The sequence below is a fragment of the Nocardioides sp. NPDC059952 genome (assembly GCF_042730435.1).
Classification (GTDB): Bacteria; Actinomycetota; Actinomycetes; order Propionibacteriales; family Nocardioidaceae; genus Nocardioides.
Genome location: NZ_JBHWLY010000005.1, coordinates 1 through 23,898, shown reverse-complemented (window position 1 = coordinate 23,898; position 23,898 = coordinate 1). Strand labels below are relative to the sequence as shown.

Sequence of the window (23,898 nt, the reverse complement as noted above, 5' to 3'; positions counted from 1 at the left end):
GTGGAGTTCCGCGAAGCAAGCACCCCTTCACCGAGTTACCTCGGTCAGCATCCCGGAGAACCCGATGACCCTGCTCGAGGTCGACGCGATCGACGTCGCCTACGGCGACTTCCGCGCGCTCCACGGCATCACCCTGACCGTCGCCGAGGGCGAGACGCTCGCGGTGATCGGCGCCAACGGCGCCGGCAAGTCCACGCTGCTGAAGACCATCGCCGGCCTGCTCCGTCCGAGCGCCGGCCAGATCCGCTTCGACGGCCACAACGTCTCCCACACCCCCGCGCACCGACGGGTGCGCGAGGGCATCGCGCTCACGCCGGAAGGACGCCGGATCTTCGCCTCGCTCACGGTCGAGGAGAACCTCAAGGTCGGCGCGCACGGCCGCCGGCCCGGCCCCTGGAACCTCCGGACCGTCTACGACGCGTTCCCGCTCCTCGCCGAGAAGCGGGCGCGCCGAGGGGCCCATCTCTCCGGTGGCGAGCAGCAGGCGACCGCCATCGGCCGGGCGCTGATGTCCAACCCGAAGCTGCTCCTGCTCGACGAGGTCTCGCTCGGCCTCGCGCCGGTCGTGATCGCCGACATCTACCGGGCGCTGCCCACCATCGCGGAGAAGGGGACGACGGTGCTCGTGGTCGAGCAGGACCTCACCCAGGCACTCACCGTCGCCGACCGGGTGCAATGCCTCCTCGAGGGCCGCACCGTCCTCGAGGGCGCCGCGGCCGACGTCACCCGGGAGCAGGTCCAGGCGGCGTACTTCGGGGTCGATGCCTCGGACGGAAGGGAGGCCGGCTGATGGACTGGATCAACGCGGTCCTCCAAGGACTCCTGCTCGGCGGGCAGTACGCACTCCTCGCCTGCGGTCTGAGCCTCATCTTCGGCGTGATGCGGATCGTCAACCTCGCCCACGGCGTCCTCGCGGTCGCCTCCGCCTATCTCGCGTTCTGGCTCGTCCAGCTGACCGGGATGCCGTCGTTCCTCACCATCGTCATCGTGATCCCGGTGCTCGCCGCGGTCGGCTACGCGATCCAGCGCGGCCTGTTCAACAAGGCGCTGCGCCACGGCGAGCTGTCGCCGCTGCTGGTCTCGTTCGGCCTGGCGGTCATCGGCGCCAACCTGCTCCAGGAGATCTTCACCGCCGACTCCCGCAAGATCTCGATCGGCGACCTGTCGACCTCGTCGATGAGGCTGGGCGACCTACGCATCGGCGTCTTCTCGCTGATCACGCTCGTGGTGGCGGTCGCCGTCATCGTCGGCCTCCAGCTCTACCTCTCCCACACCCGCATCGGCCGCGCCATGCGCGCGACGAAGGACGACCCCGAGGCGGCCACGCTCATGGGGATCGACGAGAAGCACATGTACGCCCTGGCCACCGCCATCGCGATCGGCACCGTGGCCCTGGCGGGTGTCTTCCTCGGCATGTCGACGCAGTTCAGCCCGACGTACGGGGATCTGGTCCTGATCTTCGCCTTCGAGGCGGTCATCATCGGTGGGCTCGGCTCGTTGTGGGGCACGCTCCTCGGCGGCCTCGTGCTCGGCGTCGCGCAGACCGTCGGCGCCCAGATCGACCCGGCCTACGGCGTCCTCGCCGGCCACCTGGTCTTCCTGGTCGTACTCCTGTTCCGGCCCCAGGGCCTGCTCCCGAAGGCGGTGGCCGCATGAGCACTCTCGCCCTGCAAGACCTCAAGGTCGTACGCGGCGGCTGGCCGTCGCTCACCGGCGGCGGCGTCCTCGCCGCGATCGTGGTGTTCCTGGCCGCGGCGCCGTGGTTCGTGTTCAGCCCGGGCGACGTGACCAACCTGGTCACGCTCTTCGCGCTGATCATCCTCGGCACGACCTGGAACCTGATGGCCGGCTACGGCGGGCTCGTCTCGATCGGGCAGCAGGCGTACATCGGCGCCGGCGGCTACGGCGTGATCAAGCTCGCCGACGTCGTCGGACTGCCGATCCCGGCCGCCGTCCTGGCGGCCGGCGTGGTCTGTGCGGCCCTGGCGATCCCGACCTCGTTCCTGCTGTTCCGGCTGGTCGGAGGCTATTTCGCGATCGGCACCTGGGTGGTGGCCGAGGTCTTCAAGCTGGTCACCCAGGAGCTCCCGGGCTTCGGTGGCGGCTCCGGCCTCTCGCTCACCGCCTTCCAGGGCGTCGACCGGGTGACCCGGATCGCGACCGTCTACTACCTGGCGCTCGTGCTGGCCGTGCTCGTCGTGCTCGCGACGTACCTCCTGATGCGCTCGCGCGTCGGGCTCGGCCTGACCGCGATCCGTGACGACTCGGTGGCCGCGGCCTCCCTCGGCGTCGCGGTGCGGCGCTCGCAGCGTCTCGTCTACGTCGCCGCCTCCGGCGGCGCCGGCCTGGCCGGCGCGCTGATCGCGGTCAACGGCCTGCGGGTCTCGCCCGACTCGATGTTCTCGGTCCAGTACACCGCCTTCATGATCTTCATCGTGGTCATCGGCGGGCTGGGGACGATCGAGGGCCCGATCCTGGGAGCGGTGATCTTCTTCGCGCTGCAGCAGCTGCTCGACTCGTACGGCACCTGGTATCTCATCGCGCTCGGCGCGGTCGCGATCGCCGTGGTGCTGCTCGCCCCGCGGGGGCTGTGGGGGCTGGCGACACGGGGTCGCTACGAGGTCTTCCCGGTCGGTCGCCAGGTTTATCCACAGGGTTCTCCACAAGAGCCCTAGTCTGTGGATTTCGGGTGATTTTGGACTGACTGGTCCTGATTCGAGGTAGGCTCGGCGGATGGCCTTCACCACTAAGGGCATGGCCACGCGCCAGCGACTGCTCGAGGGCGCGGCGACCTACCTCCGCAGCACCGACCCCGGAAATGCGACGTTGGACGACATCCGCGCGGTCACCGGGACGAGCAAGAGCCAGATCTTCCACTACTTCCCGGGTGGCAAGGAGGAGCTGTTCCTCGAGGTCGCCCGGCTGGAGGCCGCCCGGGTGATCGAGGACCAGCAGCCGCACCTCGGCGAGCTCGACTCGTGGGCCGCCTGGGACCGCTGGCGCAGGGCGGTCCTGGCGCGCTACCAGGCGCAGGGTGCGAACTGCCCGCTCGCGGCGCTGATGAACCAGGTGGGCAGCGTCCCCGGCGCCGCCGAGGTCTCGACCACGCTGATCCGCCAGTGGCAGGACCAGGTGCAGCGCGGCATCGAGACGATGCAGGCGAACGGCTCCGTGAGCGCCGAGCTCAACGCGCGACGTACGTCGGCCGCGATCATCGCCGGCATCCAGGGCGGTGTCTCGGTGCTGCAGGTGACGGGTAGGACCGACCACCTCGAGGCGATCCTGGCGCTCCTCATCACCCACCTGCGTGAGTCATCTCCCGCCTAGAGCCCCTGCCAACTCGCGCCGGGACGCGATCCCGAGCTTCGTGTAGATCTTGCGCAGATGCCACTCGACGGTGCGCGGGCTGAGGAACATCACGGCCGCGATCTCCGGGTTGGTGCGTCCGGCGGCCGCCGCGCGAGCGATCTGGGACTCCTGCGGGGTGAGGCCCTCCTGGACGGCTCCCGTCCGCCGGGGAAGGTTCTCACCGGCCGCCGCGAGCTCCCGCGCAGCCCGGTCGGCGAAGGCCTCCGCACCCATCGCGGCGAAGGCGTCGTAGGCCGTACGCAGCACCTGCCGCGCGTCGGCGGGGCGGTTCTCCCGGCGCAGCCACTCCCCGAAGAGCAGCCGCGCCCGGGCGAGGATCCAGGTCATCCACGACCCGTCGAGCTGGTCGATCGCCTCGAGGTAGAGGGCCTCCGCCTCCGCCCCGGGAGCCACCAACGCGTCGACCAGGGCCTGGACGCCCCGCGCCCACGGGGCGTCGACGCCGCGGGTCCGCTCGGCGAGCCGGTCCCGCGCCTTGGTGGCGCGGGCGAGATCACCCGTACGAGACGCGGCCTCGACCAGCTCCTGAAGCGTCCACTGCAGGACCGCGACGTCACCGTGCTCGGCGGTTCGGTCGGCCGCCTCGAGCGCTTCCGCGTAGCGGCCGAGGCCGTTGAGCAGGGTCGCGCGGCTGAACCCGGTGACGGCCAGCAGCCAGCCGAGACTCCCCTCCTCGGCTTCGCGGCCGAGGGCGTCGATCTGGTCCAGCGCCGAGGCCTCCTGGCCGCGGGACGCGGCGAGGATGACTGCGGTGGCCGAGCGCGGCGAGGAGCCGGTGGCCCCGCCGAGGGCCTCGGCCTCGGCGACCAGGTCCGCGGCGTCGGCGAAGCGGCCGGCGTGGATCAGCGCCATCGCGCGGGAGGACAGCGCGTAGGGCAGCAGCGAGCGGATGCCGGTCTCGCGGGCGTACGCGAGGGTGCGCTCGGTCCGGGCCTGGTAGGCGGCGTCGTCCCACACCTCGTGCACGAGGATCGCGCACAACCAGGCCAGGTCGACGTCGTTCTCGGGTCCGACCTCGGCCAGGGCTCGGGTGATCAGCGGCACCGAGGCGGCATGGCCGTCGAGGACCCAGGCCGAGAGGGCGGTGAGCAGCAGCCCGGCCGGCTCCTCACCCGCAGGTACGCCGCGAGCGGCCTCCGCCGCCCGGCGCAGCTCGTCGGTGCCGTACCGGCCGGCGTTCACGCCCGCGGCGATCGCCGCGAGGTACGTCTCGCGCGCAGCGCTCGGGTCGAGGGTCTCGAGCCGGTGGGCGGCCTCGAGCAGCGCCGGCACCGCGCCGACACCGGCGTCGACCGCGAAGGTGACCTTGGCCCGCAGCCGCTCCAGCCGGGCACGCTGGACCAGGTCGAGCGGGCCGAGCTCGGCAGCCGAGAGCGCACCGGGCACATCGGTGAGCGCACCGCACGCGAAGAGCGCCTCGGCCGCGGCGAGCATCCGCCCTGCTCGCGTGGACGCGTCGGGAGTGAGCTCGGCCGCCCGCTCGAGGAAGGCCGCGGCGGCCGCCCGCCCTCCGCGCCCGAGCGCCCGGTCGGCGGACCGCTCCAGCTCGTCGGCCACCTCCTGGTCGGGGCCCAGCGCCGCGTGCGCGCGGTGCCAGGCGCGACGGTCCGGGTCGACCTCGGGATCGGTCGCGGCCGCGAGCGCGGCATGCACCGCACGGAGCGCGGAGGCGTCGGCCCCGCGACGGCTCGCGGAGCGGACCAACGGGTGCCGGAAGCGCACCGTCGTCCCGATCTCCAGCAGGCCGGCGTCCTCCGCCGGGGCGGCGGCGTCCAGACCGATCTCGAGACGCTCGAGGGTCCGCAGCAGCAGGGGGAGGTCGCCCACCGGCTCGACCGCAGCCGCGAGCACCAGAGTCCGGGTGGCGGCCGGCAGCGCGGCGATGCGTCGGGCGAAGCCGTCCTCCATCCGGCTGGTGAGCGGCGTGGAGCTCTGCCCGCCGAACCCGAAGTCGAGCTCGGCCCGGGTCAGCCCGCGAGGCAGCTCGAGCAGGGCGAGCGGGTTGCCCCGCGTCTCGGCGATGATCCGGTCCTGCACCCGGGCGTCCACCGGACCGTGCAGGGCCGACTCGAGCAGGATGCGCGCGTCGGCGTCCGCCAGACCGGTGACCTGCAGCTCGGGCAGACCACTGAGCAGCTGCTCGTCACCAGGCGTGCGCGCACCGAAGACGAGCGCCACCGACTCGGAGTCGAGGCGTCGGGCGACGAAGGTCAGGATCACCTCCGACATCCGGTCCAGCCACTGGGCGTCGTCGACGACGCAGACCAGCGGGTTCTCGGAGGCGGACTCCGCCATCAGGCCCAGCACGGCCAGCCCGACGATCAGCGCCTCGGGCGGTTCGCCGGCGCTGAGGCCGAACGCGGTCGCGAGCGCGGCGCGCTGCGGCTCGGCCAGCCGGTCGATGTGCGGCATCAGCGGCGCGCAGAGCTGCTGCAGCCCGGCGTACGCGATCTCCGACTCGAGCTCGACGCCCGCGGCCCGGACGACCCGGCCCGTGGTCGCGCGATCGCTCAGGTAGTCGAGCAGTGCTGTCTTGCCGGCGCCGGCCTCGCCGCGGACCACCAGCACCCGGCTCTGTCCCGCGCCGATGTCCCGCACGATCCGATCAAGGGCGTCCCGCTCCGTACGCCGCCCGCGCAGGGCGGAATTCTCCGTGCTCATCGTCTGTCATTATGACGCGCGTTCGCTCACCTCCTGGAGCAGGAAGCCGTTGCCGTCCGGATCGGCGAACGAGGCGAACGAGGCGTACGACCTCCGGCCGGGGCTCAGCCCGGCCAGCCGGTGCGCGGTCCCGGCGTGCGGGAACACCCCGCCGGAGTCGTGGAAGATCTCGCTCACCTCGACACCGCAGCCGAGCAGGTCGCGCCGGGCCCGCTCGATGTCGGTGACGAAGAGGTGGAGGTTCTGCACCGAGCCCGGCTCGGCGCCCGTGATCCCGCGCCCGATGATGATGGAGGTCGGGGAGCCCGGTGGGGTCAGCTGTACGACGCGGAAGTCGTGGTCGTCGATGTAGTCGGCGTCCTCCCGGAAGCCGATCCGGTGGTAGAAGGCCTTGGCCCGGTCGACGTCGGAGACCGGAAGCACGAGCAGCTCGAGTCTGTAGTCCATGTCGGCACTGTGGCCCAACGGACGGACGACGCGCCCGCGGTCGAGCCACTGGTGATGCCTGGCGCCGGGACACCGGTGGGTGACCCGTGGGTCGGCCAGTGTCCTTCCCTGGTGTCCGGCCAGTGGGTCTGCCGAGAGAGTCAGGGCGTCGAGAAAGACACCTCACCACAGGAGAACATCACCATGGCACTCAGCTACACCGGCACCGTCACCACCACGGGCGAGGGACGCAACGGCGGCCACATCGCGTCGAACGACGGGGCCATCGACCAGGTCCTCGCGACCCCCACCGAGCTCGGCGGCGCCGGCGGCGGCACCAACCCCGAGCAGCTCTTCGCGGCCGGCTGGTCGGGCTGCTTCATGGGTGCGCTCCGGCTCGCGGCGGGCGCCGAGAAGATCCGCCTCGACGGCATCGAGATCACGGCCGACGTCACGCTCAACCACGATGAGACGCAGGGCTTCTTCCTGACCGCGAAGCTCGAGGTCGTGGCCGGCGGCGTCGACGAGGAGACCATCCAGCGCCTCGCCGAGAAGGCCCACCAGACCTGCCCGTACTCGAAGGCCATCACCGGCAACGTCCCGGTCGAGATCATCGCGCGAGCCAAGTGACCTCGAGCGACACCCAGCCCGGGTCGGTCGACGCACTGGCCCGGGCGGCCGACGTCCTGCTGCTCGCCGCGACCACCGCGCTCGGCTGGTCCAGCCCGTGGCTCCCGTATCGGCTTCCGTATCCGGCCACCATCCACGCAGAGAGAGACTTCCATGCTTGATCGACGGAGCTTCACCAAGGCGGTCGGTCTGGCCGCGGGCACGACGGCGCTGATCGCAGCCGGAGGAGGCCCGGCCGCCGGCCAGGCACCCCGGAGGCGTCCGCACGCCCCGGAGAGCACCTCGTTCGAGGACGTCCTGCAGATCGAGGCCGGCGAGCTCAGCGTCGGGTACGTCGACCTGGGCCCGCGCGACGGCCGGCCGGTCGTCCTGCTGCACGGCTGGCCGTACGACATCCACAGCTTCGCCGACGTGGCGCCGATCCTGGCGGCCCAGGGCTACCGCGCGATCGTGCCGCACCTGCGCGGGCACGGCAGCACGACCTTCCTCTCGAGCCGGACGTTCCGCAACGCCCAGCAGTCCCGGGTCGCCCTCGACATCATCGACCTGATGGACGCCCTCGGGATCGAGCAGGCAGTGCTCGCGGGTTACGACTGGGGTTCGCGTACGGCCGACATCATCGCCGCGCTGTGGCCGGAGCGGGTCAAGGCGCTCGTCTCCGTCACGGGCTACCTCATCACCAACCGGGAGACCCAGAAGAAGCCGCTCCCGCCGGCCGCGGAGTGGGCGTGGTGGTACCAGTACTACTTCGCGACCGAGCGCGGCGCCCAGGGCCTCGCGGACGAGACGTACCGCGTCGACCTCGGCCGCCTGGTCTGGCGCTTCAACTCGCCCACCTGGGCCTTCGACGAGGCGACCTTCCTGCGCTCGGCCGAGGCCTTCGGCAACCCGGACTACGTCGACATCGTGCTCCACAACTACCGCTGGCGGCAGGGCCTGGCCGACGGCGACCGACGCTACGACGCCCTCGAGCGCAAGCTCGCCGCCGGGCCGTCGATCTCGGTCCCGACCATCACCCTCGACGGTGAGAAGGACCCGTTCACGCCCGCCGGCGACGGTGCCGGCTACCGCGACCACTTCACCGGCCCCTACGACCACCGCACGCTGGCCGGTATCGGTCACAACGTGCCGCAGGAGGCGCCGCTGGAGTTCGCCCGCGCCGTGGTGGACGCCGACTCCCTCTGAGTCGTGAGCCGGAGCCGCCCCGATCCAGGAGGATCGGGGCGGCTCTGTCGTTCAGGTCAGCCGAGGATCCGGCGGAAGGTCTCCTGCAGGTCGGCGGCGAACGCCTCGGGGTTCTCGTAGTGGACGAAGTGGCCACCCTTCAGGTGGGCGTTGACGTTGACCACGTTGAACATCCCGCGCGTCGGGCCGTTCTCGAAGGAGGCGATCCGGTCCTCGACCGTGTCGATGGCCGGTGGGTACGCGTCGCCGAGCAGGAACGTGAACCCGGCCGGCGGCTCCACGACCGGCCGACGGTCGTGAGAGGGCACGAACCGGTAGCGCTCCGCGTTGCGGTACATCCGGATGGAGGTGCCGATCGACTGCGTCACCCAGAAGATGGTCGCCTGGGTGAGGATGAAGTCACGCGGGAACGCCTCCTCGAAGTCGCCCCGCTTGTCGCTCCAGGACTTCCAGCGCTTGAGCAGCCAGGCCAGCATCCCGATCGGGGAATCGTTGAGGCCGTGCGTCAGCGTCGAGCCGTCCAGCATGTGCGCGGCGACGTGCGAGGCGTACGTGTCGACGAAGTACGTCCAGCCGGCCCGCCACTCCGCCGAGGCGTCCTCGGGGACCTTGGCCCCGTCGGTCAGGTCCCAGAACCGCTCGTTCTCGAACATCCCGGGGACGAGATCATGGCCGTAGTGCAGGCCGATGATGCTGTCGGCGTACTTGTGGCCCAGCGCGCTCGTGACGAGGGCGCCGTAGTCGGAGCCGGCCACCGCGTACTTCTCGTAGCCGAGCACCCCGGTCATCAGCTCGTGCATGATGTCGGCGATCTTCCAGTAGTTCAGGTCGCCACGGCCGACGGGCGTCGAGAAGCCGAAGCCGGGGAGGTCCGGGATGATCACGTCGAACGACAACGAGGGGTCGCCGCCGTGGGCGGCCGGGTCGGTCAACGGCTCGATGAGCTGGTAGCTGAACTCGCCGGGCCACGGCCAGCCGTGGTGGATGATCAGCGGGACCGGGTCGGGGCCCTTGCCGCGTACGTGGACGAAGTGCACCGGCGTGCCGTCGATCTCGACCTGGTGGCGGTCGTAGGTGTTGAGCCGCTCCTCCTGGGCGCGCCAGTCGAAGCCGTCGGCCCAGTACTCGACGAGAGGCTTGAGGTACGCGGTGCTGATCCCGTAGTAGCCCTCCTCGTTGTCGAGGTCGTCGAAGAAGCGGGTCCGCCTCAGGCGGTCCCGGAGGTCGTCCAGGGCGTCCTGCGGGACGTCGATCTTGAAAGGGGTCGCCTCGGTCACGGTGTGTGCTGCTCTCTCTGTTCGGTGTGAAGGTCAGTTGGTGAAGTCGAGCCGGACGCGGGTCTGGGTCAGCTCGGCGATCCGCCAGGAGCCGTCGGTCTTGACGAACCGGGCGTGGTAGTGGCCGAACCCGTGCATGCGGCGGAAAGGGATGGCCTCGGACAGCTCGGCGTCCTCGGGCCGGGTGACGATGTCCTCCATCGCGAAGACGCCGTTCGCGCTCGTCTCGGAGTCGACGTCGATCTCGTCGGAGAACAGGTGGTGGATCAGGGTGACGCCGGGGCCGCCGCTCGCGCCGACCGTCGCGGTGATCTCCTCGCGTCCGTTCATGTGCAGCCAGACCGACCCGTCCGGCTTGTGCGGGGTGAAGGTGCCGTCCTCGGTGAACAGGTTCGCCAGGTCCTGCCAGCGCTGGTGGTCGGCGTAGCGGACGTAGCGGGCCATCAGACGGCGTACGTCCTCGGTGATGCCGAGTCGCTCGAGGGTCTCCATGAGATTTCCTTCCTGTGTGGACTACTTGGTCCAAACAGGATGCTCCGCGAAATTTGGACCCACAAGTCCAGAATCTCGGCGGAGTGAACCCGTCGCCTTACTGGCGGGTAACATTGCTCGGGTGACCGAGACTTCGTCCCCCACGACCATCCCTGAGGCGTACGGCATCGAGCGTGCCGAGGGCACCAGCTTCACGCTGACCGTGGTCCGTGCGGCGGACCCCGAGGCGCCGACGCTGCTGGTCGTGCCCGCGATGGGCATGCCGGCCGGCTACTACGACAAGCTGATCGTGGCCTTCGCGGAGGCGGGGATCAACGTCGGCCGGATGGAGCAGCGTGGCCACGAGGAGCTCGGCGGGCGCGTCGCGGGCTGGTCCTACGACTTCGGCTACGCCGACCTCGTCGACGACATCGCCGCGGCCGTCGACCGCCTCGGCGAGCTGATCCCGGCCTCGGCCGGCGCGGCGTACGTCCTCGGGCACAGCCTCGGCGGCCAGGCCGCCAGCGCCTACGCGGCCCTGCACCCCGACCGGGTCGCCGGCCTGATCTACGTCGCCTCGCAGACGCCCTACTGGCGCAACTACGGCCCGGGCTTCCTGGTCGCCAGCCAGGCGATGGGCCTGGTCGGTCGCGTCGTCGGCCACTTCCCCGGCAAGCAGCTCAAGTTCGCCGGCCGCGAGGCCCGCACCCTGATGAGGGAATGGGCGCGGTACGCCCGCACCGGCCGGCTCCGGCTCGGCAGCCCGGCCCGCGACGTCACCCCGGCCATGCGCGCCCTCGCGAAGCCCGCGTTGATCGTCTCCATCGAGGGCGACTGGCTGGCCCCGAGCGCGACGGTCGACGAGATCCAGCGTCGCATGCCGGGCCTCGAGGTCGCCCGCGTCCACCTGGACGAGCCCGGCATCGACCACTTCAAGTGGGCCCGGAAGCCGGACTCGACCATCGCCGCAGTCCAGGAGTGGCTCCCGCGCTAGAGGTGGTGTCGGTCGGGCCTTCGGCTCGCTGGCCCGATCATCGGGCATGCCGCCGGTCGAGCCGCCGGAGCCGCTAGGCGGAGGCGTGTCGAGACCAACACAGTCGGACTACCGCTACGACTTCCCTCGACGCCGAGCCAGATCGTGCAGCCGCTCGAAGTCTCCGGCTATCAGTGCCTCCCGCTTTGCCCGACTCCACCCCTGGACCTGTTTCTCGCGTCGATAGGCATCCTCGATCCGCTGATGTTCCTCTGCGTACGCCAAGGTCACTGGCAGACGCCGAGCAGTGAACTCGGCACCTTGCCCAGCGTTGTGCGCGGCCAATCTCTTTTCGAGGTCTACGGTGCTGCCGACGTACAGCATGTGGTCGCGGCAACGAAGGATGTACATGAAGGCCATGTCAGTCATTCTTGGCGAGAGCACCGACAACTTGGCCCCACGAGGATTGCTGTGTGCCTACCGGACACCTCGATCGCTGATCTGGAGAAAACAACGATGACCCCGGCGCATTCCGCAGTTGAGAACGAGGATCTCCCATGGTTGAGGACCCTGCTCGATGCCGGTGTGGATGTTGAAGAGTCGGATGGCGGCATGACCTTGTTGCAGCGCGCGATCGATGTCGAGCTTGATGGGCACACGCAGTCTGGTGAACCATTGCACGTTGATGTCACGGCGTACCTGCTGGCTCGCGGAGCCGACCCACACCGGTCGACCGAGGGGCATGGTGCAGGATCGGCTTTTCATATGGCGAGGACTGGCGGGCACTGGCTCGCGGTCGCTCTGATCGAAGGCTTGGCAAAGTGAGCTGAAGGTGATCGCCGGCCAGCCGGAGCGGTAAACGACCGTGTTGGTCTCGACACGCCTCCGCCTAGCGGCTTCGGCGGCTCGACCAGCGGTGATCCGTACGCATTTCCGCCAACCCGCGACCCCACCTTTGAAGCGGCCCGATCGGGCCGGTAAGACTCGCCTTGAGACTGCGATCCCACACCCCGCCGCGGTCTCAGAAAGGTGAGAACATGCCAGTCTTCGACGACGGCCAGCAGGAGACCGAGGTCCCCGAGACCGAGGATGTCGTGACCACCGACGTCCTCGTCGTGGGATCCGGCCCGGCCGGTGCGTCCGCTGCGCTCTTCCTGAGCGAGCTCGGTGTCGACAACATCATGATCACGAAGTACCGCTGGACCGCGAACACCCCGCGGGCGCACATCACCAACCAGCGCGCGATGGAGATCTTCCGCGACCTGGGCATCGAGGAGCAGGTGCTGGCCGACGCGACGCCGCACGAGCTCGTCGGGGACACCGTCTTCTGCACGAGCATCGCCGGCGAGGAGATCGGCCGGATCCGCACCTGGGGCACCCGCCCGGACCGGGAGGCCGACTACCAGCTGGCGAGCCCGTGCCTGACCGTCGACATCCCGCAGACGTACCTCGAGCCGATCCTGGTCCGCAACGCGACCGAGCGCGGCACCCAGACGCGGTTCTCCACCGAATACCTCAGCCACACCCAGGACGACGAGGGTGTCACCACGATCGCCCGCGACCGGCTGACCGGCCACGAGTACAAGATCCGGTCGAAGTTCCTCATCGGCGCCGACGGCGCCCGCACCCAGGTCGGCGCCGACATCGACCTGCCGCTCGAGGGCGCGATGGACATCGCCGGGTCGATGAACATCACCTTCAAGGCCGACCTCTCCGAGCTCGTCGACCACCGCCCCTCCGTCCTCTACTGGGTCATCCAGCCGGGCTCGAACGTCGGCGGCATCGGCACCGGTCTGGTCCGCATGGTCCGCCCCTGGGACGAGTGGCTGATCGTGTGGGGCTACGACATCAACCAGCCGCCGCCCGAGCTGACCGAGGAGTACGCGGTCAAGGTCATCCGCGACCTGCTCGGGATGCCCGACCTGGAGCCGGACGTGACCGGCTACTCGCTGTGGGGTGTGAACGAGATGTACGCCACCCACGCCCAGAAGGGGCGCGTCTTCTGCGCCGGCGACGCCATCCACCGGCACCCGCCGTCGAACGGCCTCGGCTCGAACACGTCCATCCAGGACTCCTACAACCTGGCCTGGAAGCTCGCTGCCGTGGTCCAGGGCTACGCCGAGCCGTCGCTCCTGGAGTCCTACTCCGCCGAGCGTGCCCCCGTCGCCAAGCGCATCGTCACCCGCGCCAACCAGTCCGCGCGCGAGTTCGGTGAGCTCTTCGAGGCGCTCGGTGTCGTCGGTCTCGAGGGCGAGGAGATGGCCAAGGCCATCGAGGAGCGCAAGGCGAACACCCCCGAGGGCGCGGCCAAGCGGGCCGCGCTGGTCACCGCGATGGAGCGCAAGAACTACGAGTTCAACGCTCACGGCGTCGAGCTCGGCCAGTTCTACGAGTCCGACGCGATCGTCTCCGACGGCACCCGGCCCGCGCCGACCGACGACGAGGACCTCTACCACCGGATGTCCACCTCGCCGGGCGCTCACCTGCCGCACGCCTGGGTCGGCGACAACGTCGAGAAGCACGCGATGCTCGACCTCGCCCCCTACTCGCAGTGGACGCTGATCACCGGCGTCGCCGGCGAGGCGTGGTCAGATGCTGCGGAGGCGGCCCGGACGAAGTTCGGGATCCCGCTCCAGACCGTCGTGATCGGTCCCGGCCGGGAGGTGACCGATCTCTACTTCGACTGGGCCAAGCTCCGCGAGGTCGAGGAGTCGGGCGCGATCCTGGTCCGTCCCGACAAGCACGTCGCCTGGCGCTCCATGTCGCTTCCCGACGACCCCGGCGCCGTGCTGGGCGAGGCGGTCGCGACGCTGCTGGGCAAAGCCTGATCGTTCCGGCTGAGCGGGGGGAATCTCATGGAGTTCATGCATGAATCGCTGCCGCAGCGGGTCCGCTTCGCCACCGGCGAGGCACCCGCGGCGGTGGCCGCCGAGATCGAGACACTCGGTGCAGAGCGGGTGATGGTCATCGCCTCCGCGCGCGAGGCCGAGCTCGCCGCCCGGGTGACCGATCTCGTCCCGGTCGCGGTGCGCCACGACGAGGTCGTGATGCACGTCCCGGTCGAGGTCGCCGAGCGCGCCCGGGACCGGGCGGCCGAGTCCGCGGTCGACGCGCTGGTGTGCGTCGGCGGCGGCTCGACCACGGGCCTGGCCAAGGCCATCGCGCTCACCACGGGCCTGCCGATCGTGGCGGTCCCGACGACGTACGCCGGGTCCGAGGCGACCAACGTCTGGGGCCTGACCTCGGGCGAGACCAAGACGACCGGCATCGACGCCCGCGTGCTGCCGAGGTCGGTCGTCTACGACGCCTCGCTGCTGACCACGCTGCCCGGCGAGATGACCGTCGCCAGCGGCCTGAACGCGCTCGCGCACTGCGTCGACGCGATGTGGGGTCCGCGAGTGGACCCGATCGACCAGGTGTTCGCGGCCGAGGGGATCCGGGGGCTCGCCACCGGACTGCCGCTGGTCGCGTCGGACGGTGCGAGCGTCGAAGGGATCGAGCAGACCCTCTACGGCGCCTACCTGGCGGCGGTCTCCTTCACGTCCGCCGGCTCGGGGATGCACCACAAGATCTGCCACGTGCTCGGCGGCATGTTCAACCTGCCGCACGCCCAGACCCACGCGGTCGTGCTGCCGCATGTGCTCGCCTTCAACGCACCGTCCGCCCCCGAGGCGGAGGCACGGATCGCGGCGGCCTTCGGGGCGCCGAGCGCCGTGGCGGGGCTGGCGGAGCTGCGTACGAGACTGTCTGCGCCGAGGGCGCTCAAGGACTTCGGCATGCCCGAGGACGGCATCGCCAAGGCGGTCGCCCCGATCATGGCCGCCATCCCCGACAACAACCCGACCCCGGTCACCGAGGAGAACCTGACCGCGCTGCTGACCGCGGCGTGGATGGGAGAGGAGAGCTGATGAGCACCGAGATCTCGCCGGAGCAGCAGGCGGTCGAGCAGACCCTGGTCGACACCGTGGTCGCGTCCTTCGACGCCTGCGAGGACCCGCGCCTGAAAGAGGTCATGGTCTCGCTGACGCGTCACCTGCACGCCTTCATCCGCGACGTACGCCTCACCGAGGAGGAGTGGGGTGCGGCCATCGATTTCCTGACGAAGGCCGGCCACATCACCGACGACGTACGCCAGGAGTTCATCCTCCTCTCCGACACCCTCGGCGCCTCGATGCAGACGATCAACATCAACAACCAGGCGTACGCCGACGCGACCGAGGCCACGGTCTTCGGGCCGTTCTTCGTGGAGGACTCACCGGGGATCGAGCTGGGTGGGGACATGGCCTTCGGGGCCCCGGGTGAGCCGTGCTGGGTCACCGGAACGGTCACCGGCACCGATGGAAAGCCGCTGGTCGGAGCCAAGATCGAGGTCTGGGAGGCGGACGAGGACGGGCTCTACGACGTGCAGCGGGATGCCGGCGCGCGGGCGGCCCGGGCGCACCTGTTCACCGACGCCGAGGGCGGCTACCGGTTCTGGGGGCTGACGCCCACGCCGTACCCGATCCCCGACGACGGTCCCGTCGGCAAGATGCTGGCCGCGGTCGGACGCTCGCCGCTGCGCGCCTCGCACCTGCACTTCATGGTCACCCACGAGGGCTGCCGCACCCTGGTCACCCACATCTTCCCGGAGGGCGACCCGATCGGCTGGAAGGACACCGTCTTCGGGGTCAAGGAGTCGCTGATCAAGCGGTTCGAGCAGCAGCCCGCCGGGACGCCGACGCCGGACGGCCGGGCCGTCGACGGCACCTGGTCGTCGGTGCGGTTCGACATCGTCCTCGCGCCAGTGGGGGCCTGAAACGTCCCTGGCGTGCTTCGGCCACAGGGGTGTTGCCCGGGCACGTCAGGGACCCCCTCAGGGGGCCCGATGGACGATGTAGGTGAACTCCTCGTGGACCAGGACGTTGCCGGCGGAGTCCGTGATCACGAGGTGATCGGTCACGCGGGAGTCCGGCGGATAGGAGTCGAACCCGATCGGCACCTCGGTCACGGTCTCGCCTTCGGGGAGGAAGGATCCCTTCACGTCGAGCCCGCCCGGCGGGGCCGGATGGTCCAGGGTGATCCGGAGGGTCCCGTGCACCCAGCCCTCGGTCCCCTCGGGCGTCAGGATCGGCTCGTTCACCGTGAACCGATCCCCCTCCCTAAACGTTCGGATCTCCGGCCGGACCTGCATCACCCGGGTGGCGCTCGTCCGGTTCCGGGTCGCCTTGATCGTGACGTTGAACGCGGGCAGGGTCCCGGTGGCGGGCGCCTTCGTGACCGCCGTGAAGGACGCCGTACGCCACCCGGCCTGGATCGTGAGCGTGCCCGGGACCGTGACCCAGGACGAGCTCGAGGTGAGGCTCACCGCCAGGGACGTCTTGGCGACGCAGTCGAGTGTGACCGTCCCGGTGGCGCGCTGCCCGGCATGGACGTAGGCGGGCAGGGCCACGGTGGTCGGCACCGGCGTGGGGTAGCACGGGGTGACCGTGCGGATGAGTGTCACGCGGCGTACGACTCCCTTGTAGGTCGCCTTGACCCTGCCGCTGGTCCGGACCGTCGTGGGTGAGGTCCGGACGGTGACCTCGCGCGTGCTCCGGCCGCCGGCGACATAGACGTACGCCGGGACCCGGATGCCGGTGCTCGCCCACAGGGCGACCTTGGCGCGCCTGGGTGTCCGGCAGGTCAACCGGATCGTGGCGGTGGTCGAGGCGCCTCCGGCCACACTGCTCCTGGCGAGGGTCAGCGACTTGAGCGCCGGCCGACAGGCTGCCTCCGCCGGCGACGGCGTCACCGCGGCAGGCACGTTGAGGACGGCGACGGCCAGGACGAGGCCGAGGACGAGTCGGCCGAAAAAGCGTGGCATGGGGTACCTCCAGATCCTCGGAAAGTACCGAAACCGCCGGCACACGCAGCTCGCTCGTGCCGGCGGTCCCTCAGATCAGGTACCCGGGTCGAAGTCGACCTTGAGCGAGTCGAGGATCGAGGTGATGCTCTGCTCGGTGCTCTCCTTCTCGATCCCGGCCTCATGGAGGATCCCGGCGCCGTCCTCGTGCTCGAGGAGGGCGAGCAGGATGTGCTCGGTGCCGACGTAGGAATGCTCGAGCCGCAGGGCCTCGCGGAAGGTCAGCTCGAGCACCTTCTTGGCGTCGGCGGTGAACGGGATCATCTCGCCGACCTCGCCGTAGGGCTCCGGGGTAGCCGCGGTCGCCGCCGCGCGCACGGCGTCGAGGGTCACGTCCTGGGCCCTGATCGCGTGGCCCGCGACGCCCTCCGGCTCGGCGAGGAGGCCAAGCACGAGGTGAGGTACGCCGGTCTCCGCGTTCGCGGCCTTCCGTGCCTCCCCCTGGGCGGCGACGACCACCGTCCGGGCACGCGGGGTGAACTTCGCGAACCCGGCGTTCGGGTCGAGCGACTGGTCGCCGGCCTTGGGGACGTACTTCTTCTGGGCGGCCTGCTTCGTCACCCCCATCCGGGTCCCGATCTCGGTCCAGGAGGCGCCGGAGCGGCGAGCCTGGTCGACGAAGTGCCCGATCAGATGGTCGGCCACCTCGCCCAGGTGCTCGCCGACCACCATCGCGTCGGCCAGCTGGTCAAGGGGCTCGTCCCGAGCCTTCTTGATCGAGTCGATCAGGGTGTCGAGGCGTACGGCCTTGAGGGCAGGGTCTGGGGTGCTGGTCATGCGTTTCTCCTAGGTCGATCTGAAATGACAGTCATGGCACTCGCCGGAGTGGGATCGCGATGCCCACCGTGACGGTGTTCAGGGTGAACTTCCCGCCGAGGTCGTCGATGGCCGCACCGACCACCTCCAACACCGGCGCACACTGTTCGCGCGAGAGCCGGGTGAGGAAGCCTTGTGTCGGCACGAAGTCGAGCCACTCCTCGCGGGTGAAGTCACGCGACCACGAGAACCGCCACGGCTCCGGCTCTGCGAACCCGCCGAGGTCGACGAAGCGCTCGCCGACCTGCCGGGCACCCTCTTCGTACGTCTTGTCGGCCTGCTTCATGGCGCCCAAGCCGAGCGGGAGGTCGGGCGCGACGTCCCTCAGGCACTCGAGAAGTGCATCGCCGACCGACGCGGGCGGCTCATAGACGTTCCAGAAGGCCGCGAACAACCCGCCGGGGCGCAGCGCGTCTCTCACTTTCGCGGCGCCGGCAACCGGGTCCACCCAGTGCCACGCCTGCGCTGAGATGACGGCGTCGAACGTACGCCCTGCGGCATCCCAGTCCTCGAACCTCGACTCCTCCACGACGAGCCCGCGCGAGCGGGCGTACGCCGCCATCCGACCGTCCGGCTCGACGCCGAGCACGCTTGCGCCGATCGCCTGAAGCTGCCTGGCCTCGATCCCCGTCCCACACCCGACATCCAGTACCTCGGGACCCGGGGAGAGTTTCAGGATCCGGGCGATCAGCTCGTCGGGATAGGCCATCCGTGCTCGGTCGTAACGGTCGGCGTCAGCCCCGAACGACTCGGCCATCTGTCGTTGTCGGTGCGCGGCGGCGGATTCAGAAGTGGCCATGCGTCAACTCTAGGTTGACGAAGTGCGAACGTCAACCACTGGTTGACGGTCGAGGCGATGGCCTGGATTTCCGGGCAAGTTCTGTTTAGCCCGTGTCGATGTGGTGTCTTGCCATGGCAACTTCGGCTACGCGCTGGCGGTCCGGTGCCCGGCGTCTGGCGAATCGATGGGCGCGATCCTGATGGCATTTCAACGAGTCAGTGACGTACCGCCGGATACATACCCCGCAGGGCACCTGATCGAGTAGGCTCCCGCCGCTCCCCGTGTCGGTTGTGAGCCTGAACTCGAAGTAGGTCGCCGTGAAGCCTCTGCCCCTTGTCGTCGCTGCAGTTGTTGCGGCCGTAACGGTGATCGTCCCTCTCTCGGTCGTGGCCGCTGAGTCGGCGTTGGCGGCATGCTCTCCGCGCCTGTCGTCTCTCACCCTGAGCGCGTCGACTGTCGTGGGCGGCAAAAGTACGAGGGCGACCGTGAAATTGTCGTGTTCGGTGCGTACGAGGACGAAGGTCGCGATCAGCGCCGGTGCTGGTCTGTCCGCGCCGACAGCGGTGTATGTCGCGAGGGGCACGCGCGCCAAGACCTTCGCCGTCTCGACCCGCCTCACCTCCATCAGGACGAGCTCGAAGATAAGGGCCACCTTCCGGCAGCGGACGCTGAGCGCCACCTTGGTGCGGAAGCCGGCAGCCTGTTATCCACAGTCCGTAGGTGTGTCGCCTGCCAGTGTCATGGGTGGCACCTCTGCCGTCGGCAAGGTCACGCTCACCTGTCTGCCGGCCAGCGCCAAGACCGTCTGGCTACGCGCGTCCTCGGGTGTCGGGATGCCCAGCAGCGTGATCGTCGGCCGCGATAAGCAGAGCGCCACATTCAGGGTCACGACGAGCATCCCGAGCACCACCGGCACCAGCACCGTCACGGCCCGTCACGGTGGACAGCAGAAGTCGAGGACATTCACCAGGGCGCGGTGCGTTCCCACCATCAACTTGCCGACCCGTGCCAACGCTGCCAGTACGATCAACGGCTCGATCGTGCTGGGATGCGTGGCCGTCTCGCCGGTCGTACTCAAGCTGAGCACGAACGACGGCCGCCTCTCAGTACCGGCTACCGTTACGGTGCCTGCGAAGTCACGATCGGTCGGCTTCGCGGTGAAGATCTCGGCCAAGGAAGCCAGTTCAACGGCCGCGTCGCCCACCGTCAAGGTGTCGTCTGCGGTCGGTTCGGCGAGCCGGTCGCTCGTCCTGGACCCTGGTATCGCCGGGGTGACTTTCTCCGCTGATGGGTGGGCGGCCAACACCTACCGATTCAGCTTTTCCCTGACTGGGCAAGCGCTGGACGGATCAGCGATCAAGATCGCTTCGACCGTGGCTTCTGACATCCCGGCGACCTTTCCTTTGGCCAAAGGCTTCTGGTTGTATCAGTCGCAAGGGCCATGGCGCTTCGAGAGTCCCGATGAGGACACGGTCGCGAGGGTGACTTTCACCCTTGGAACGTCCAGTGTCACGGTCCAGGTCCCGGTGAAACGAGACTTCCGCAGCGGCGACGATTTCAGCATCGCCACGCCGCCAGTCACCGCGGTCTCCCCGCCGACCGAAGCCTGGAAGGCAAGCGGGTTCAGGATCAAGCTCGACCATCAGGCAGGTCCTGCAGGTAAGCAGTTGAGCGTCACCACCGAGCCGTCGTTCCCTGGATGCGGCGTAGAGACGGTCGACATCCCAGCAGGACACACGGCGGCGGACTTCGCGCCATGCGTCGGATCGGTCGGCACGACCGCCGAGGTTGCGGTCGTCGTCACGGACGGCGTGGTCACGCGACGGCTCCCGGTCACGCTCGAGCCGGCTCTGATCGGCATCGAACTTCCGGCCGAAGTGGCCGCAGGACAATTCGCGACCGGTCAGCTTCGTTTCGCCGGGCCTTCCGATCACGATCGCATCGTGACCTTCTTCGAGAGTGTCTTGGTTCCGGAGGAAGCGAGCATTGTCGTACCTAGCGGCGCGACGACCATGGAATTCTCGTTTGCCGCACCAGACAGCGGCTCCCTGGCGCGGTTGGAGGCGATCACGCCACAGGAGCGGTCGGAGTCGGTGTGGTCGAACACCACTCAGATCATGCGGCTGACCCCCGGGAGCTGACCAGTCGCCGTCGTCGCCGGCTTGCTCCAGCAATCGGAGATCGCGACCAGCCTGCCGTCCGGCAGAGAACAGTTTTGACGAGCGCTCGACCCAACGAGCGACTTCCCGTATCGGATTCTGAGGTTCCAATATGCGTATTCATCCGATGGCGTACGTCGCCGGCAGCATCCTCATGGCTGGCATCGCGGTCGGGACGGCATCGTCGCGAGCGGTGGCCGAGGAACCGTTGTCCTGCAATGGCGAACCCGTGACCATCGACCTCACCGCGGCTGAGCACCCAGACCCTGACCGTGAAGCGAGCGACGTGATCTGGGGGACGCCCGGCGATGACGTGATCGACACCGGGCTGGGTAACGACACCGTATGCGGCGGCGAGGGAAACGATCTCATCACCGGTGCCACCACGGCGATCGGAGGCGGTGGCGACGATCAGATCCATTCCGACTTCATTGCTGACGGCGGAGCGGGAGACGACCAGCTCTACCTTGAAGGTGGGTCGGCGTACCTCCGTCCGGGTTCTGGCTCTGACCTCGTGAATCTGTCCGCGAACGTGTCATCGATGACGGTCATCTACAGCGACCTCTCGACACCGATCGAGGCCGATTTCGCCGCGGCGTCGCCAACGGTGAAGGAGATCGGCACCGACTACGTGGACCTCTATCTGTCCGCGGACGGGTCGAGCCAGTGGCGCCAGCGCGGAATCGCCTTCGCAGGGACCGGTGGAGCTGACGTGATCCGGGCCACGGATGGCTACGACACGATCTGGGCCGACGCCGGCGATGACCACGTTCAATCTCTCGGCGGCGGTGACCTCGTCAACCCGGGTGATGGCAACGATGTGGTCGACGGTGGGCCGGATCAGGAGGGCAAAGAACCTGACAGGGTGACCTTCGCGAGTTCTGACGCAGGCGTCCGCGTTGACCTGGGTGCTGGGTTGGCCTCGGGGGGATCCGGGAACGACACGATCATCAACTTCGAGAACGTGGACGGCTCCTCGCATGACGACGTCCTAAGCGCGCCTCCGGGTCGCACGAACCGCCTGTCCGGCGGTGGCGGGAGCGACATCTTTCCGGTGGCTGGGCTGGAGGACGAGTTCTACGGGGGCCCGGGCGACGACGTGGTCTCGTTCGCCGCCTGGTCCACTGGAGTCGACCTCACAGAAAGGCCTGTCACCACCGGCGCGGTCGAGTGGATCAGAGGCTCAGAACACGATGATGTGCTCACCGGCGATTACGGGCAAAGCCTTGCCGGTGGGGCTGGCGATGATGTGATCCTGCCTGACGGCCACGTGGTTGCCGACGGTGGTGGAGGAACGGACACACTGTCCTACGCCGACAGAGAGTTTCCCCGTGGCTACGAGTCGGGCATGGATGTCTCTCTGGCCATCACCGGTCCTCAGGGCGTGAGGGGGGTCGACGGCGCGCCACAGGAGACCCAGACGATCCTGGGCTTTGAGAACCTCATCGGATCGCCCGGCATGGATTCGCTCACTGGAAGTGACGGGCCGAACGTCATCGATGGACTCGGCTACGACGACAACTCGCTCGGCGGGCACGGTGACGAGATCCACGGCAAGGGTGGCAACGACACACTGGTCGCCGGAGCGAGTGACGACACCCTCTATCCGGGCTCGGGCAACGATGTCGTTGACGGCGGGGCGGGCCATGATGCGGTGTCGTACGACGATGCCGCTGCAGGGGTCAGGGTTGGGCTTGGTGGAGTCAGCGTCCCTGGGACGCAAGCGTCTGGCACCGACATCCTCAGAGGGGTAGAGCGCCTTGTGGGTTCTCGTTACGCGGACACACTGTTCGGCGACTCCGGTGACAACGAGATCATGGGCCGCCACGGCCCTGACGTGATCCATACCGCCGGTGGCGTAGACGTTGTCTACGGCCATGACGACGGCTCGTACAGCTACGACGACGCGATCGACACCGTTTCGTACAGCGAGGCCTCTGCAGGTGTCGCAGTGAACCTGACGACCGGCACGCTGGGTCAGGGCGTTGCTTCAGGAATCGACAACGTCATCGGCTCCCGGTTCGCGGACGCCATCACCGGGTCGTACGACGCCAACGTCATCACAGCGGGTGGCGGCGACGACGTGATCTCCGGTGGAGAGGGCAACGATCGGATCGACGGTGGCGCGGGAGCGGATCGGATCGCAGGCGGTGGTGGAACAGACCTGGTGAGCTACGGGACGGCATCGGCGGGTGTCCGGGTCAACCTATCCACAACCGCTCGGCAGGACACCGTAGGAGCAGGATGGGACACCATCGCCACGGTTGAAAATGCCTCCGGAAGTGCCCACACCGACAGTCTGACGGGTACGTCCGGAACCAACGTTCTCGACGGAGGAGCAGGAAATGACACGCTCACCGGTTCGGGCGGCAATGACCGATTGCAAGGAGGAAGCGGGACCGATACTGCGTCGTACGCGCTCTCGCCTGCGAGCGTCAAGGTCTCGCCGACCCGATCCACAGGCGGGTCAGGAAGTGATGTCATGACTGGGATCGAGAATCTGACCGGCAGCAACTACTCGGACACGTTGAGCGGTGACTCGGGTTCGAATCTCCTGCGCGGAGGCTCGGGCAACGATGTGATCCTGCCGGGCGCTGGGAACGACAGGGTGTATGGAGGCAGCGGCGTCGACACCCTCTCCTACGCGGGTATCTCTAGGCCGCTCTCGGTGTCCATGGGCCTGACCAGCACCCAGAACACCGGAGGTGCTGGTGCTGATCTGATCAGTGCTTTCGAACGTCTTATCGGTGGTTCCGGGTCCGATGTCCTCGTAGGCGGTCCCGTTTCAGAAGTGATCACGGGGGGCGCTGGCAACGATCGCGTTCACGGAAACGGCGGCAACGACGTGATCAGAGGAGGGGTCGGATACGACGCCGTCTCGGGTGGTGCCGGGGCTGACCAACTCCACGGCGATGGTGGGAATGACACGCTTCGCGGTGGGGCTGGGGACGACAGAGTTTACGGTGAGACTGGTGCCGACAAGCTTTACGGTGACGACGGAGCAGATGTGCTCAACGGGGGCTCCGGCCTGGACAGCGGATACGGCGGCCCGGGACGAGACCGCTCGATCGCCGTCGAGCGGCGGTTCAGTATCCCCTGAGACTGGCTGAGGGAAATGTGGCGCGGGGGGGGGGGGACCACAGGTGGTTGACGCCCCCCCCCCGCACAAAAAGATATAAGTGGGGTTTGTATTGTTTTAAAAAGTCGGGGGGGGGGGGAGGAGAGAGCGCCCCCCCCCGGCCCCCCCCCCGGGGCGCCACGCGGAGCGG

23 protein-coding genes are annotated in these 23,898 nt (G+C 68.9%); 14 read left to right on the top strand and 9 right to left on the bottom strand.

All coding sequences use genetic code 11. The features are described 5' to 3' along the window. Positions 1 to 64: 64 nt before the first annotated feature. From ACFV9G_RS03570 to ACFV9G_RS03555, 4 genes are read left to right on the top strand one after another with little or no spacing between them, the layout of a single operon-like run. Positions 65 to 790 (top strand): ABC transporter ATP-binding protein, encoded by a 726-nt coding sequence (locus ACFV9G_RS03570; protein ID WP_378724932.1) that lies wholly within the window; start codon positions 65 to 67, stop codon positions 788 to 790. Beyond that, positions 790 to 1,656 carry a branched-chain amino acid ABC transporter permease gene (locus ACFV9G_RS03565; protein ID WP_378724930.1) on the top strand — a complete coding sequence of 289 codons (867 nt, stop codon included), beginning with the start codon at positions 790 to 792 and terminating at the stop codon, positions 1,654 to 1,656. Before ACFV9G_RS03570 ends, ACFV9G_RS03565 begins: the two co-directional genes overlap by 1 nt. Next, complete coding sequence (locus tag ACFV9G_RS03560) at positions 1,653 to 2,675, top strand: branched-chain amino acid ABC transporter permease (protein ID WP_378724928.1); 1,023 nt, start codon at positions 1,653 to 1,655, stop codon at positions 2,673 to 2,675. The genes ACFV9G_RS03565 and ACFV9G_RS03560 overlap by 4 nt, the downstream gene beginning before the upstream one ends. 58 nt (positions 2,676 to 2,733) lie before the next feature. After that, positions 2,734 to 3,327, top strand: coding sequence for a TetR/AcrR family transcriptional regulator (locus ACFV9G_RS03555; protein WP_378724926.1), 594 nt, complete (start codon positions 2,734 to 2,736; stop codon positions 3,325 to 3,327). Here ACFV9G_RS03555 and ACFV9G_RS03550 read toward each other — a convergent pair. Together ACFV9G_RS03550 and ACFV9G_RS03545 are read right to left on the bottom strand one after the other, a co-directional pair. Next, the gene (locus ACFV9G_RS03550) at positions 3,313 to 6,030 is read right to left on the bottom strand and encodes an AAA family ATPase (RefSeq protein WP_378724924.1); all 2,718 of its coding nucleotides are present in this window, start codon (positions 6,028 to 6,030) and stop codon (positions 3,313 to 3,315) included. The two genes, ACFV9G_RS03555 and ACFV9G_RS03550, sit on opposite strands and share 15 nt — an antisense overlap. A 9-nt stretch (positions 6,031 to 6,039) precedes the next feature. Then, on the bottom strand, positions 6,040 to 6,477 hold the full coding sequence (locus tag ACFV9G_RS03545; protein WP_378724922.1) for a VOC family protein: 438 nt from the start codon (positions 6,475 to 6,477) through the stop codon (positions 6,040 to 6,042). 183 nt (positions 6,478 to 6,660) lie between these two features. On the opposite strand from ACFV9G_RS03545, the gene ACFV9G_RS03540 reads away from it, so the two are divergent. The 3 genes from ACFV9G_RS03540 to ACFV9G_RS03530 are packed head-to-tail and all read left to right on the top strand — an operon-like array spanning position 6,661 to position 8,271. Next, positions 6,661 to 7,086 carry an Ohr family peroxiredoxin gene (locus ACFV9G_RS03540; protein ID WP_378724920.1) on the top strand — a complete coding sequence of 142 codons (426 nt, stop codon included), beginning with the start codon at positions 6,661 to 6,663 and terminating at the stop codon, positions 7,084 to 7,086. Continuing rightward, a complete protein-coding gene (locus tag ACFV9G_RS03535) occupies positions 7,083 to 7,247 on the top strand; it encodes a hypothetical protein (RefSeq protein ID WP_378724918.1) in 165 nt (54 codons plus the stop codon). The genes ACFV9G_RS03540 and ACFV9G_RS03535 overlap by 4 nt, the downstream gene beginning before the upstream one ends. Beyond that, a complete protein-coding gene (locus tag ACFV9G_RS03530) occupies positions 7,240 to 8,271 on the top strand; it encodes an alpha/beta fold hydrolase (protein WP_378724916.1) in 1,032 nt (343 codons plus the stop codon). The genes ACFV9G_RS03535 and ACFV9G_RS03530 overlap by 8 nt, the downstream gene beginning before the upstream one ends. Positions 8,272 to 8,327: 56 nt before the next feature. Here the strand turns inward: ACFV9G_RS03530 and ACFV9G_RS03525 are convergent, their stop codons facing one another. Continuing rightward, positions 8,328 to 9,548 (bottom strand): epoxide hydrolase family protein, encoded by a 1,221-nt coding sequence (locus tag ACFV9G_RS03525; RefSeq protein ID WP_378724913.1) that lies wholly within the window; start codon positions 9,546 to 9,548, stop codon positions 8,328 to 8,330. A gap of 33 nt (positions 9,549 to 9,581) precedes the next feature. Next, positions 9,582 to 10,040 (bottom strand): nuclear transport factor 2 family protein, encoded by a 459-nt coding sequence (locus ACFV9G_RS03520; RefSeq protein ID WP_378724911.1) that lies wholly within the window; start codon positions 10,038 to 10,040, stop codon positions 9,582 to 9,584. Positions 10,041 to 10,161: 121 nt separating this feature from the next. On the opposite strand from ACFV9G_RS03520, the gene ACFV9G_RS03515 reads away from it, so the two are divergent. Beyond that, entirely contained in the window at positions 10,162 to 11,013 is an 852-nt protein-coding gene (locus tag ACFV9G_RS03515) for an alpha/beta fold hydrolase (RefSeq protein WP_378724909.1), read from the top strand. A gap of 114 nt (positions 11,014 to 11,127) precedes the next feature. Here ACFV9G_RS03515 and ACFV9G_RS03510 read toward each other — a convergent pair whose 3' ends face one another. Next, positions 11,128 to 11,376, bottom strand: a complete 249-nt coding sequence (locus tag ACFV9G_RS03510) for a GIY-YIG nuclease family protein (RefSeq protein ID WP_378725138.1) — start codon at positions 11,374 to 11,376, stop codon at positions 11,128 to 11,130. 132 nt (positions 11,377 to 11,508) lie between these two features. On the opposite strand from ACFV9G_RS03510, the gene ACFV9G_RS03505 reads away from it, so the two are divergent. The 4 genes from ACFV9G_RS03505 (at position 11,509) to ACFV9G_RS03490 (ending at position 15,787) form a co-directional block, all read left to right on the top strand. Next, the gene (locus tag ACFV9G_RS03505) at positions 11,509 to 11,817 is read left to right on the top strand and encodes an ankyrin repeat domain-containing protein (RefSeq protein ID WP_378724907.1); all 309 of its coding nucleotides are present in this window, start codon (positions 11,509 to 11,511) and stop codon (positions 11,815 to 11,817) included. Between the two features lie 212 nt (positions 11,818 to 12,029). Further along, positions 12,030 to 13,820: an FAD-dependent oxidoreductase gene (locus tag ACFV9G_RS03500; protein WP_378724905.1), complete on the top strand. Its 1,791-nt coding sequence runs from the start codon at positions 12,030 to 12,032 to the stop codon at positions 13,818 to 13,820. A 36-nt stretch (positions 13,821 to 13,856) separates the two neighbouring features. Beyond that, entirely contained in the window at positions 13,857 to 14,900 is a 1,044-nt protein-coding gene (locus ACFV9G_RS03495) for a maleylacetate reductase (protein WP_378724904.1), read from the top strand. After that, positions 14,900 to 15,787, top strand: coding sequence for a dioxygenase (locus ACFV9G_RS03490; protein WP_378724902.1), 888 nt, complete (start codon positions 14,900 to 14,902; stop codon positions 15,785 to 15,787). Before ACFV9G_RS03495 ends, ACFV9G_RS03490 begins: the two co-directional genes overlap by 1 nt. A 57-nt stretch (positions 15,788 to 15,844) precedes the next feature. Here the strand turns inward: ACFV9G_RS03490 and ACFV9G_RS03485 are convergent, their stop codons facing one another. The 4 genes from ACFV9G_RS03485 to ACFV9G_RS03470 all read right to left on the bottom strand — a co-directional run bounded on the left by ACFV9G_RS03485 (position 15,845) and on the right by ACFV9G_RS03470 (position 19,149). Continuing rightward, positions 15,845 to 16,834: a hypothetical protein gene (locus ACFV9G_RS03485; RefSeq protein WP_378724900.1), complete on the bottom strand. Its 990-nt coding sequence runs from the start codon at positions 16,832 to 16,834 to the stop codon at positions 15,845 to 15,847. A 75-nt stretch (positions 16,835 to 16,909) separates the two neighbouring features. Then, a complete protein-coding gene (locus tag ACFV9G_RS03480; protein ID WP_378724898.1) occupies positions 16,910 to 17,650 on the bottom strand; it encodes a Clp protease N-terminal domain-containing protein in 741 nt (246 codons plus the stop codon). Between the two features lie 31 nt (positions 17,651 to 17,681). Continuing rightward, a complete protein-coding gene (locus tag ACFV9G_RS03475; RefSeq protein WP_378724897.1) occupies positions 17,682 to 18,488 on the bottom strand; it encodes a class I SAM-dependent methyltransferase in 807 nt (268 codons plus the stop codon). Between the two features lie 85 nt (positions 18,489 to 18,573). Further along, entirely contained in the window at positions 18,574 to 19,149 is a 576-nt protein-coding gene (locus ACFV9G_RS03470) for a hypothetical protein (RefSeq protein ID WP_378724895.1), read from the bottom strand. 61 nt (positions 19,150 to 19,210) lie between these two features. Here ACFV9G_RS03470 and ACFV9G_RS03465 point away from each other — a divergent pair, with 61 nt between their 5' ends. Continuing rightward, positions 19,211 to 20,611, top strand: a complete 1,401-nt coding sequence (locus ACFV9G_RS03465) for a hypothetical protein (RefSeq protein ID WP_378724893.1) — start codon at positions 19,211 to 19,213, stop codon at positions 20,609 to 20,611. 130 nt (positions 20,612 to 20,741) lie between these two features. Further along, positions 20,742 to 23,729, top strand: a complete 2,988-nt coding sequence (locus tag ACFV9G_RS03460; RefSeq protein ID WP_378724891.1) for a calcium-binding protein — start codon at positions 20,742 to 20,744, stop codon at positions 23,727 to 23,729. Positions 23,730 to 23,898: the final 169 nt, after the last annotated feature.